This is a genomic window from Chitinophaga sp. (genome assembly GCF_017745275.1).
In the GTDB taxonomy this organism is placed as follows: domain Bacteria; phylum Bacteroidota; class Bacteroidia; order Chitinophagales; family Chitinophagaceae; genus Chitinophaga.
Map to the genome: position 1 here is coordinate 82,992 of NZ_JAGHZS010000007.1, position 12,993 is coordinate 95,984.

Here is a 12,993-nt window from a genome sequence, read left to right on the forward strand (position 1 = left end):
TCTAAAAATAACCGACATGAAACAACTACGCTATATCATTATGCCTGTGCTGCTGGCGGCTTTTAGCTGGTCCTGCAGCAAAGAGGGCCGGATCGATTATACAGATGCCAATGCACCGGCTCCGGCTCCCGTCAGCCAGATAAAGGTGACCGCCAATGCAGGTGGCGCTATATTGACGTATAAAATTCCCATTGATCCGAATTTGTCTTATGTGAAAGCCGTTTATGAAATACAAAAGGGCGTTGTCCGTGAAGCAAAAGCTTCCCGTTATACAGATACCCTACGGCTGGTGGGATTTGGAGATACCCTGGTACATGCCGTGCAATTATTTAGTGTGGGCAAAAATGAAAAAGCTTCCGCCCCGGTAGATATCCAGGTAAAACCATTACGGCCGGCTGTGCAAACCACGTTTGCCTCTATTACGCTGGATGCCACATTTGGCGGCGTCCAGGTGGCTTTCCGGAATGAGGCCAAAGACAATCTTGCCATCACCGTAATGGTGGATTCTACCGGCCAGCATACCTGGAATGTGATCAATACATTTTATACCGGTGCCCCTGCCGGCAATTATTCAGTAAGAGGCTTTGATACCACTGCCAGAACGTTTGCCGTTTTTGTAAGAGACCGGTGGAATAATAAATCAGATACACTCACAAAAACACTGAAGCCTATTTATGAAATACAAATCCCTAAAAATACCTGGAGGGCCATACATCTGCCTACAGACACCTGGAAAGAAGCAGAGAGCTTTCCGCTGGAACATTTATGGGATAACAACATCCAGGGATATGGCGGCATCTTCGCTTCTACCAATAATTCCATCTTGCCCCAATGGTTTACGATCGATCTCGGTAAGAAAGTAGTGTTGAGTCGTATCGTTGAACATCAGATGCAATCTGATCACTTCTACGCGGGTTCTGCTGTGAAAAAATTTGAGTTGTGGGGAAGCAATAACCCCAACCCAGACGGCTCCTGGGAGAGCTGGCAGTTGATGGGCACTTTTAATTCCTTTAAGCCTTCCGGCTTGCCAATGGGACAAACAAGTGGCGAAGATCTGAACTATGCGTGGCTGAAAGGAGAAGATTTTCCTTTAGGCAGCCTGATGCCCGCTGTGCGATATCTCCGCTTTAAAACGCTGGAAACCTATAGCATGTCGGGGCAAGTGGTGATAGCGGAACTGGATCTCTGGGGGCAACTGGTGCCATAGCATTTTTTTAAAATAAAAAGAAAGAAAATGAAGCATATATTTTATTATCTTATCCTGGTATCCTGCGCTTTGGTGGCTTGTAAAAAGATGGATAGTACTTACCGGCAGTTTGTTGTTACTGATGGTATTGTTTACCCGGGAAAGGCCAGCAAGCCTGTTGTGTATGCCGGCCATAACAGGGTGAAAATTTCCTGGCTGAGGGGAGCAGATCCCACCCTGGCAAGTGCAAAGATCTTCTGGAATAATTATAGTGACTCCGCAGTTGTGACGATTCCTCCCACAGGAGATACCATTTCTTATACGATTAATAATTTACCGGAGAAGAGTTATTCTTTTATCATCAAAACTTACGATTCCAAAGGCAATGTATCTGTACCAGTGGAATTATTTGGTGCCAGTTATGGAGATGTATACCAATCCAGCCTCTTAGGCCGCCCCGTAACAGCGGGCATATTGTATCCTGACTCAGTAGCTGTTAAGTGGGGCGGCGCAGATATTTCAAATGGCGCTTATGCCATGCAGGTAAAATACACAACGATATCCGGCAAAGAAAAGGTGAAAAGTTTTCCGGTGAGTGACGTGACCTCCGTGATAACAGATATGAAACGGGGTACCCTTTACCAGTACCGGACTGTATATCTGCCGGATTCATTAAGCATAGATACTTTTTACACGGATTATAGCACCAGTAAACCATTTTTATTCAGCCCAAAGCCATGGAAGATCATAGATTTTTCAAGTCAGCATCCCGGTGATGAAAACCTGGTGAGCAATGTGATCGATGGTAACCCAAATACCCGCTGGCATGCCTGGGTAGGAAACTCTCAGTATCCGCATTTCTTTACCGTGGATATGGGCGCGCAAAGCATGATTACATCTTTCATGCTGTACCGGAAAACTGGTGACGACCGTGCATGCGATACGTTTAAGATGCAGATAAGTACTGATAATATTACCTGGACAGACGTGGGGACGTTTAATTTTAATCGCCTGATGGATGACGGACAATCGTATGAAATACCTACCCATCCAACCGCGAGGTATTTTAAATTCACCGGCCTAAGCGGGCCACAGTCGTACATCGTATTAGGGGATATTAGCGCATATGGATTCTGATAGCATAATACCACGTTATTTTCTGATGTTAATCTATTGTACTGTGAACAAAAAAAGCAAATGGCCCATCTGGCTGGTACTCTTCTTATTATCAGGCGCACTCCGGCTGCAGGCGCAGCAGGTGCCTGCGTTGATTCCACTGCCGCAATCCGTCAAATGGAATGCGCAACAGTTTCCGCTCCATAAAGTCAAAGCGATTGTAGTGACTGATGATAGCCTGCGCAAAGAAGCAGCCTTGTTGCAACAGATGTTAGCCGAAAAAGGATTTTCTACAGTGATCAGTCAACAGGCGACCGGCGAATACCTGCTGCGGTTGCAATTGGGTAAAGTACCGGCGCCTGATTTGCCGGAAGAAGCGTATCACTTGCAGATCACCGGGAAACAGGTGACCCTCACCGCCAATCAGCCACATGGCATTTTTAATGGCCTGCAAACGCTGTATCAGTTGCTTACCACCGCCTGGCTGCCGGGATGTGATATAGTGGATTATCCTGCTTATAAGTGGCGCGGATATATGGTAGATGCCGGCCGCAATTATCAATCGCCTGCACTCCTGGAACAACAGATCGATATCATGAGCAGGTACAAGCTCAATATATTCCACTTTCATCTGACAGAAGATGTAGCCTGGCGCCTGGAAATAAAAAAATATCCGGCACTCACTGCGGCCGAAAATATGACCCGCAATAAAGGGAAATATTATACCGAAGCAGAGATGAAAGCATTGATCCAATATTGTAAGGATCGTTACATCACCCTGGTTCCTGAAATAGATATACCCGGCCATAGCAGCGCCTTTAAACGGGCTACCGGGGTAGATATGCAAAGCGAAAAAGGTCACGACATCGTATTGGATATTATTAACGAAGTAGCTGCTACCTATGATCTTCCATATCTGCACATTGGTGCAGACGAAGTGGACATCACCAACAAACAGTTGTTGCCGGATGTATCGAAGGCCATCCGGCAACATCATATGGAGGTGATCACCTGGGCGCCCGGTGGCACCGGCGCCAGCAGCAATATCCGCCAGCTTTGGAAAGAAGAGCACCTCGATCATCAGAACGTGAAATATATCGATTCCCGTTTCCTCTACCTGAGCGACCTCGATCCGATGAATAGCGTTGTCACTATTTTTAACCGGCAGATAGGACAGCAAACAAAAGGCAATACCCATTTGCTGGGAGCAGAGATCTGCCTGTGGAGCGACCGGCGTGTAGCAAAAGAAACGGACCTGTTGTTGATGACACCCGTGTATCCTGCTATGCTGGCCTTTTCAGAGCGTAGCTGGAGAGGTGGGGGTAACGAGGGCGTTGTATTTTATATAGGCAATGATACGTCCGCCCGGGCAAAAGATTTTGTTGCTTTTGAAAAACGGCTGACCGATCATAAACGCCGCTATTTTTCGCAGTTGCCTTTTCAATATGTAAAACAATCCAATATACACTGGAAGCTATTCGGCCCTTTCGATAACAAAGGTGCATTAAATACTGGTTTCTGGCCGGAAGGTGCACAGCTATCCCTGCAGGATTCCGCAGGTGCGCTTCACGTTACAGGCGGTACGGTGTGGTTGTGGCATACACACGGTCCGGAAGGTCCCGACAAAGTAAAGGCCTGGGTACCCTCGCCCCGGGAAAATACTACCTGGTATGCTTTTACCCGTTTCTGGAGTGCGCATGATACCACCATCACCATGTTTACAGAGTTAAAAGACCTCTCCAGGTCCGGCGCAGATGCCACGCCGCCGGCGGGAGAGTGGGATTATATGAAAAGCCGGATCTGGATAAATGGCAACTTGCTGCTACCACCGCGATGGAGTGTTCCGGGCAGGGAATCAGGACGGCTGGAAGATCCATTGGTAGATGAAGGATTTTACTACCGGCCACCTGCCCTGGTAAAAGTAAAGAAAGGCTGGAACAGCCTGCTGATCCGCTTACCCATAGATCAGTTTAATCCCGGTAAAGACTGGCAGGTACCTCCAAAGTTAATGTTTACGATCATACCCGTACACCAGGAAAAAGGAATGAACTGGTATGCCAACGATATGCTTTTCCAACCGGGAAAGTGAACTTTCCATCAGCCATGCAAAAAAATCACCGTTATGTTTTATAACTATTTTTCAACAACCCGCTTTTTTCTCATGAATCATTTAAACCGTATCGCATGCCTGGCTTTGGTCAGTTGCCAGTTAGCCTTTCTGCCTGCGAAAAGCCAGGACCTTTACGCCGGTATCATCCCGGCGCCTGTAGCCACAAAGCATACCAACGGCACCTTTACGCTAAGCCAGCAAACCATCATCAAAGCAGATAATCCCGCGGATAAAGCGGTTGTTTTTCTAACCAGCTACCTGAATCATAACTGGAAACTGAAGAACAAACCAGATACTACGGCATCGGGATCTGCTACTGTTATAGAACTCACCAGTAAAGGAGCAGAGCGTTTGCCCAAAGAAGGATATAAACTAACGATTACGCCTACACGCGTTACAGTAGTGGGTAAAGATGCCGGGCTCTTTTATGGTATTCAATCGCTGATCCAGCTGCTGCCTGTAGATCCTTCACCTGCGGCTCAACTGCCTTGTGTGTCTGTTGAAGATTATCCGCGTTTTGGTTATCGTGGCGTCATGCTGGACGTGTCGCGCCACTTTTTCACCGTACAGGAAGTAAAAGACCTCATCGACCTGATGGCCAAGTATAAGCTAAACCGTTTCCACTGGCATCTGACAGATGATAATGGCTGGCGTATAGAAATTAAACAGTTTCCTAAACTTACTTCAGTAGGCGCCTGGCGCGTACCACGCTATCTCGGTTATGGCAGCAACGAACCGCCTCGTCCCGGAGAAGCAGCTACTGACGGCGGTTTCTATACACAGGAACAAATCAAAGACGTTGTAAAATATGCGGCAGACCGCTACATCCAGATCCTGCCCGAAATAGATGTGCCTGGCCACAGCCTGGCTGCCATTGCAGCTTACCCGGAACTCTGCTGCACAAAAACACCTGCCCAGGTAAATCCTGGCAGTAACTTCTCCAGGTGGTACGACAATGGCAAATATGAAATGTTGCTGGATAACACGCTGAACCCTATCGATGAAAACGTATATCGATTCCTCGACAAAGTATTTACAGAAGTAGCTGCCCTGTTCCCGTATGAATATTTCCATATCGGTGGCGATGAATGTTTTAAAGGATATTGGGAGAAAGATCCCGGGATACAGGCTTTCATGAAAAAAATGAATTTCAAAAAAGCCGATGAAGTACAGAGCTATTTCACTTCCCGCCTGGTAGAGATATTGCGTAAAAAAGGAAAGAAATTAATTGGCTGGGATGAAATACTGGAAGGAGGGCTGGCAAAGGATGCAGCCGTAATGAGCTGGAGAGGGGAAGAAGGGGGCATTGCTGCCGCAAAAATGAAACATGAAGTGATCATGTCGCCTTCCACTAATGGATTGTACTTTGATTATAACGAAGCCAATGCTGATTTGATGCCAGCCAACAGGGGCGGCCGTCCTGCCCTCTATGCTTATGATCCGGTTCCCAAAAGCCTGACGCCAGACGAACGTCCTTTTATCCTGGGCGTACAGGGAAATATCTGGACAGAATTTATTGCCACCGTTCCCAGGATGCAATACATGATCCTGCTGCGTACGCTCGCGTTAGCAGAAATGGCCTGGACACCAATGGAAAATAAGAACTATCAAAATTTTTCTGAAATAAGGCTGCCCAAGGAACTCGAACGCTTCGACAAGCTGGGATACAATTACCGTGTACCTGCGCCGTACCTGCCAACAGATACAACCATGACCGGCGAAACGTTTTCCTTTAAGATGAAGCCCTCCATTCCCGGTGCTAAAATTTACTTCACCCTGAATGGTAAAGTGCCGGATATCACTGACAAGGAGTATAATAATGCTATCCGTTTTGTAGTTCCACCTAACGACAAACGCGTGTTCCAGGCGATAGAAGTAACACCTTCCGGGAAAAGAAGTACAGTTAGCAGGATCGTTTTGGAAAATAAAAAAATAGCCGTAAATATTTCTAATGACAATTTGCAGAAATAATGTTGAAGTATAAATTGCTCCTCCTGGTATTGCTTGTATGGGGAAAGATATATGCCACCGATAATAATATCACCCTGGCACACCTGCAATGCGAATACCGGGAGTACCCTTTAGGAATAACGGTCACGCATCCACGTTTTTCATGGGAGTTGGTGTCCGGCAGGAGAGGAACCATGCAGACAGCCTGGCATGTACTCGTTGCAGACGATCCTGTCTTATTAAAGCAACATACCGGTAACATCTGGGACTCCCATAAACAGGCAGGTTCCGGCGCTGTGCAGGTGGCCTACGCCGGCAAGCCGCTTCAGGCTGCCAAATCGTATTACTGGTCTGTGCAGGTATGGGATAATCACGGAAATGTTTCCGCCTGGAGTGAACCCGCTCAATGGAAGATGGGACTCGTTGACAAAAATGACTGGCATCAGGCGTCCTGGATTGCTTATGATGAGCTGCCTGATATCGGAAAAGTAAAAGGAAATGCGGCCATTGTGAAAGGCCGGAATATCCTGCCTTTGCTGCGGAAGGAATTTACGGTGAACAAAACGCTGAAGCAGGCTACCCTGTACGTATGCGGGCTGGGACAGTTTGAAATGAGCCTGAATGGTCAGAAAATCGGGGATCATTTCCTGGATCCCGGATGGACGCAATACGACAAACGTTCCCTTTATGTCACCTTTGACCTGACGGCGCTTATCCGGCAAGGGAGCAATGCCCTGGGGGCCATGCTGGGCAACGGGTTTTATCATATCCCGGAAGAGCGCTACCGCAAATTATCTGGCACGTTCGGTTATCCTAAAATGATCTGCCGCCTTTTGCTGGAATATGCAGACGGCAGCACCACGGACCTGGTCAGTGATGCTTCCTGGAAAACGGCGCCAGGACCTATCATATTCAGCAGTATATACGGTGGGGAAGATTATGATGCCAACCTGGAACAGCCCGGCTGGAATCGCCCCGGGTTCAGCGACCAGCATTGGAAAGCCGCGCTGCCTGTAGACGGCCCCGAAAACCTCCAGCCCCAAACGGCCGACCCGCTGAAAGTAATCGATACGTTTGCACCCAAAAAAATCACACAACCCAAACCGGGCGTATGGGTGTATGACCTGGGGCAAAACGCTTCCGGTATCCCGGATCTCACTGTTACCGGTCCTAAGGGAGCTGTCATCAGGATAACGCCTGGGGAACTGTTGGACGACAACGGGTTGGTAACTCAGCAGTCTTCCGGTGGACCTGTTGAATACGATTATATGCTATATGGACATGGTACCGAAAAATGGCATCCCCGTTTTTCGTACTATGGTTTCCGTTACCTCCAGGTAGAAGGTGGTGTGCCACCTACGGCGGAGAACCCGCAACACTTGCCGGTACTACAATCCGTACAAGGGTTGCATACCCGGAACGCTGCCGCTGCAGCAGGTGAATTTGCCTGCTCCAATGATATTTTTAACCGCACATTCAACCTGGTTAACTGGGCGGTGAAAAGTAATATGGCCAGCATATTTACAGATTGCCCGCATCGCGAAAAATTAGGATGGCTGGAAGAAGCGCACCTGATGGGCAACGCCATTCAGTATAATTTTAATGTGGCCGGACTACTGCCGAAAATAGCTGCTGATATGCAGGATGCACAACTCGAAAACGGTATGGTCCCTGATATTGCGCCGGAATACGTTGTCTTCCAGGGCGGCTTCCGGGATTCGCCGGAGTGGGGTAGTGCTGCCGTGATAGTTCCCTGGAATGCCTACCTGTGGTATGGCGATAAAAGGATACTGGAAGAGAACTACTCCATGATGCAGCGTTACGTGAATTATCTCCGGGGAAAATCACGGAATGATACTCTCAGCTATGGCCTGGGCGACTGGTTCGATATCGGCCCCAATGGCGTCGGGGAATCTCAGAATACGCCCAAAGGTATCACGGCCACCGCATTTTATTATTACGATCTCACCATCCTTGCCAAAACAGCCGAAGTACTGGGAAAAACGGAAGACCTGCAGTTGTATAGTCAATGGAAAGAGAAAGTGAGAGCGGCGTTTAATAAATATTTCTTTGACAACATCACGAAGCAATATGGTGGCGGCAGCCAGGCTTCCAATGCCATGGCAGTATACATGGAGCTGGTAGCACCAGCAGACAAAGCTGCCGTGATAGATAACATCGTAACGGATATCACTAAACGAAACAACAGCCTGACTACCGGCGAAGTGGCCTATAGCTACCTGTTACGCGTACTGCAATCCGCCGGAAAATCGGAACTGATTTATAAGATGAATGCCCGCTCAGATGTACCCGGGTACGGTTACCAGATAGCTCATGGCGCTACGGCGCTGACAGAGTCGTGGCAAGCCTATCGCTATGTATCTAATAATCACCTGATGCTGGGGCACCTGATGGAATGGTTCTACAACGGCCTGGCAGGCATCCGCCAGGCGCCCGGCAGCATTGCCTTCAGGCAGATAGAAATTCATCCGCTGCCTGCAGGCGACGTTACATTTGCCCGTGCCAGTTATCAATCGCCCTATGGCCGCATCGCATGCGATTGGCAGAAAAACGAGCATACCTTTGAATTGTCAGTGGAAATCCCTGCCAATACCATCGCCACTGTTTATCTGCCAACCACCGGGTCAGCCTGGATACAGGCAGATGGAAAACCCATCAGCCAGGTAAAGGACATACGGTTTCTCAGGAAAGAAGGCGGGGAATCACTTTATGCTATCGGATCAGGTAAATATCATTTTAATGTAACTAAATAACAGGAAGGAAACCTAAGTTCCGGTAAGGCAGACAAATTTCCTCATTGCGTAAATCAAATTCCCGATACGATTAGTAAGCCAGTCTCACCTTTGCCAATTTTGCAGCACTAAAAAATGCAACATATGAGCAAGCAGACTGGCTTTTTATTGATAATAATGACTTTACTGATAGCACCGTTTCGTTTAATGGCGGAAGAGGAGCATGGTGGAACCATCCGGGGGAAAGTGATCACTACCGATGGTAAACCCGCTACAGACGTAGTAATCCTGTTGAAGGAAACCAATGAAACTGCCATCTCTGAACCCGATGGCGCTTTCTCATTCGACCATATTAAACCTGGCAGTTATCATCTCCTCGTTACCTTGATGGGCTATGCCCCCCTGGAAGAACAGGTAGTGGTTAATGCCGGTAAAACCACCACTATCCGCCTGCAGTTGTCGGTTTCCAGCAAGGCTCTCAAAGAAGTGGTAGTCACCGGTAATCATAATAAGCTTATCAAAACATCCAGCTATGATGTAGCGAAGATGCCCCTGAAAAATCTCGAAAACCCACAGGTATATAGCACTATCACCAAAGACCTGTTACAACAGCAGGTAATATTTTCGGTAGATGATGCACTGAAAAATGCACCGGGTTTAACGCGCATGTGGGACGCTTCGGGTAGAAGCGGCGACGGTGGAGGCTATTATAACCTCCGTGGTTTCATTGTACAGAGCAAAATGCGTAATGGTCTTGCCGGCAACGTAACCGCTAAAATAGATGCATACAACCTGGAACAGGTAGAAGTGATCAAAGGCCCGTCTGCCACACTGTTTGGCAACAGCCTGACTTCCTACGGCGGATTAATTAACCGCGTTACCAAAAAGCCTTATGATCATTTCGGGGGAGACATCACCTATGCCATGGGCAGCTTTGGTTTTAACCGCGTGAGCGCAGATATTAACACCCCGCTGGACAAGGAAAAAGACGTATTGCTGAGAATCAATACCGCCTATAACTATGAGGGCAGCTGGCAGGATTATGGCTTTAATAAAAACTTCGCCTTTGCACCCAGCTTATCGTATCGCGTAAACGATCGTTTGTCGTTCCTCTTTGATGCAGAATTTTCTACCGGTCAGAACTCCGGTCTCAGCGTATTTTTCTTCCCCTCTCAACAGCCCATCTCCGCATTGGGAACAGATCGCGCTGATCAGTTGAAGATTGATTTCAAACGCGCCTTTTCCAAAAATGATTTGTATCAGACTTCCCGTAATACCAATATTTTTGGATTGATGAAGTATAAAATATCTGATCAGTGGAATATGAGCACCAATATCAGTTCTACCAACAGCTTCTCCAATGGCCCTTCGCCTTATTTTTACCTGTTGTCTGATGGTGCTGTTAATAAAGTACCTGGCCAGGTGGGAAGCAATTTTATTTCCCGCAACGATCAGTTTACAGACAACAGCAAGGATAACTTCTTACAAATACAACACAATTTCAATGGCGACTTTAAAATAGGCAGCCTCAGAAACCGGTTTGTGGGAGGCATAGATTATCTCTATCATAACTCCAACCAGTTCTTTGGTGGTGGTACGTTTGATACGATTCCATCTCATGGTGAGATTTCCGCCTATCCCAATTTCAACCGCCGCAACCTGGATACCCTGTACGCTAATCATGGGCTTGGATTTGCCTTCCCTTCCCGGGCGCTTTCCAACACTTACAGCGCTTACGTGTCCGATTTGCTGAACCTCACCGATAACCTGATGGTGATGGCAGCGTTACGCGTCGATTATTTCGATAATAAAGGCGCTTATAATGATGTGAAAGGCACTTATGAAGGCGGATATAACCAAACGGCTTTTTCGCCCAAATTAGGGATCGTATATGAGCCGGTGAAAGACAGGGTTTCCTTGTTTGCCAACTACCAGAATGGATTTACCAACCAGGTAGGTACCACCGCTTCCGGTAAGGCATTTAAACCGGAACAGGCCAACCAGTTGGAAGGAGGAGTGAAACTGCAGGTGCTCAATGGCCGCATTAATGGTACCATCAGCTATTACAATATCAAAGTAAAAGATGTACTTCGCCCGGATGCCGCCAATCCCAATTTTTCTGTGCAGGATGGAACGCAGGTGAGCAAAGGGTTTGAAGCCGAAGTGATTGCCAACCCTTTCCAGGGATTCAACATCGTGGCCGGCTTTGCATACAATGATTCCAAATATGAAGCTGCATCGAAAGAGGTGGAAGGCATGCGTCCAGCTACCGCCGGTGCACCATCTGTGGCAAACCTCTGGCTCAGTTACCGCATCTCCGCGGGCGTAGCTGATGGCCTGGGATTTGGCTTTGGTGGTAATTATGCCAGTGATAATAAAGTGCAGAACGATAAAATAACAGGCACCTTTTATTTGCCCAGCTATACGGTATTAAATGCCAGCATTTTTTATGATCAGCCGCGTTTCCGCGTAGCCGTAAAAATGGATAACCTGGCAGATAAATTGTACTTCGTAGGCTATACCACCGTAAACCCGCAGAAGCCAAGAAGCTTCAGCGGTACGGTATCGTTTAAGTTCTAAGCAGCTACTTTCGCACCATCCGGTATTTCCACCCGGTTGGTGCGATTCTTTTTGCGGTAGCTAACAAATATTGCGATGGCCACGGCGCCGGATAACCCCGCCATAAATACGCTGAATCTAGGGCCAATATAATTCGCAAGTAACCCGATGAGCAAACTACCTACCGGTATCATTCCCTGGAATGCCATCACATAATAACTGATGGCCCTTGCCCGCATCTCAGGAATGGCATGGGTTTGAATATAGGTGTTGGTGGCTGATACCTGCGCCATCATTCCTACACCGGAAAGCGTCATGAATAACAGGGCTAATGGCAGCCAGCTGGAAACGGCCAGCAACAAAAGGCTCAGTGCAAAAATAAGGCTGGCAGTAATCAGGATTTTTATCAGGTCGGCGCTGGGTTTTAACCGGGCCATATAAAGGGCGGCAGTTACAGCACCTAATCCGGCAGCGCTTTCAAACCAACTGAATGTTTTAGCATCGCCATTAAAAATATCTTTGGCAAAGATGGGCATCAGGGTAGTGAAAGGAATTACGAGCAGGCTACTGGCACACAACATCAGCAGGATGGAAGCCAGATCTTTGTCGCCGGAAACATAACGGAATCCTTCTTTCAGCTCCATCCATATACTCCGGTCTGATTTGAGCACTGGTGGCAATACAATTTTCATCATCCACAAAGAAATCAATACAGGTATGTAGCTGAAGAAATTACTCATGAAACAAACGTCTTCCCCAAAGGTACTTAGTATAATCCCCGCCAACGCTGGTCCTGCGATACGCGCGAAGTTCATCATGATAGAATTTAACGCAATGGCGTTAGGCAGGTCCTCTCTTTTCTCTACCATTTCTACCATCAGCGACTGGCGGCAGGTCATGTCAAAAGCATTGATCATTCCCTGTACCAGCGACAGGAAAATAATAGCCGGTATGTTGTAGTATCGCAACAACAGCATCAACGCCAGGGTGCCAGCCTGCAGCATGGAAGCGATTTGTGTAATCAGCAAAATGTGATAGCGGTTATGCCGCTCGATATAACTGCCGGCATACGGTGATAGCAGGAGGGAAGGAATCAGGCTTACAAAGCTTACAACGCCCAATAACATTGCGGAGTTGGTGAGCCGGTATATGAGCCAGCAAACGGCTGTTTTTTGTACCCAGGTGCCAATGAGGGATATCGATTGTCCGGAGAAGAAAAGCCGGAAATTACGGGAGTTTAAAGCGCGAAAAGCATCCATAGATTCATCTGTTTGAGGTGTATAATCTAATCTGTGTGCAAATGTCGCGAAGATGAATAT

Annotated in this window: 7 protein-coding genes; 6 read left to right on the forward strand and 1 reads right to left on the reverse strand. The window is 47.6% G+C overall.

The window, feature by feature from the left end; all coding sequences use genetic code 11:
• The first annotated feature begins 16 nt into the window (after positions 1 to 16).
• The 6 genes from J7623_RS19830 to J7623_RS19855 all read left to right on the forward strand — a co-directional run bounded on the left by J7623_RS19830 (position 17) and on the right by J7623_RS19855 (position 11,695).
• A complete protein-coding gene (locus J7623_RS19830; protein WP_291923632.1) occupies positions 17 to 1,207 on the forward strand; it encodes a DUF5000 domain-containing lipoprotein in 1,191 nt (396 codons plus the stop codon).
• A 27-nt stretch (positions 1,208 to 1,234) separates the two neighbouring features.
• On the forward strand, positions 1,235 to 2,323 hold the full coding sequence (locus tag J7623_RS19835) for a DUF4998 domain-containing protein (RefSeq protein WP_291923635.1): 1,089 nt from the start codon (positions 1,235 to 1,237) through the stop codon (positions 2,321 to 2,323).
• A gap of 43 nt (positions 2,324 to 2,366) precedes the next feature.
• Positions 2,367 to 4,391, forward strand: coding sequence for a beta-N-acetylhexosaminidase (locus J7623_RS19840; protein ID WP_291923637.1), 2,025 nt, complete (start codon positions 2,367 to 2,369; stop codon positions 4,389 to 4,391).
• A 72-nt stretch (positions 4,392 to 4,463) separates the two neighbouring features.
• Positions 4,464 to 6,383, forward strand: a complete 1,920-nt coding sequence (locus J7623_RS19845) for a family 20 glycosylhydrolase (RefSeq protein ID WP_291923639.1) — start codon at positions 4,464 to 4,466, stop codon at positions 6,381 to 6,383.
• Positions 6,383 to 9,136, forward strand: coding sequence for a glycoside hydrolase family 78 protein (locus J7623_RS19850; protein ID WP_291923641.1), 2,754 nt, complete (start codon positions 6,383 to 6,385; stop codon positions 9,134 to 9,136). The genes J7623_RS19845 and J7623_RS19850 overlap by 1 nt, the downstream gene beginning before the upstream one ends.
• Positions 9,137 to 9,259: 123 nt before the next feature.
• Positions 9,260 to 11,695: a TonB-dependent receptor gene (locus tag J7623_RS19855; protein ID WP_291923642.1), complete on the forward strand. Its 2,436-nt coding sequence runs from the start codon at positions 9,260 to 9,262 to the stop codon at positions 11,693 to 11,695.
• Here J7623_RS19855 and J7623_RS19860 read toward each other — a convergent pair.
• Positions 11,692 to 12,933, reverse strand: coding sequence for an MFS transporter (locus J7623_RS19860; protein ID WP_291923644.1), 1,242 nt, complete (start codon positions 12,931 to 12,933; stop codon positions 11,692 to 11,694). The two genes, J7623_RS19855 and J7623_RS19860, sit on opposite strands and share 4 nt — an antisense overlap.
• Positions 12,934 to 12,993: the final 60 nt, after the last annotated feature.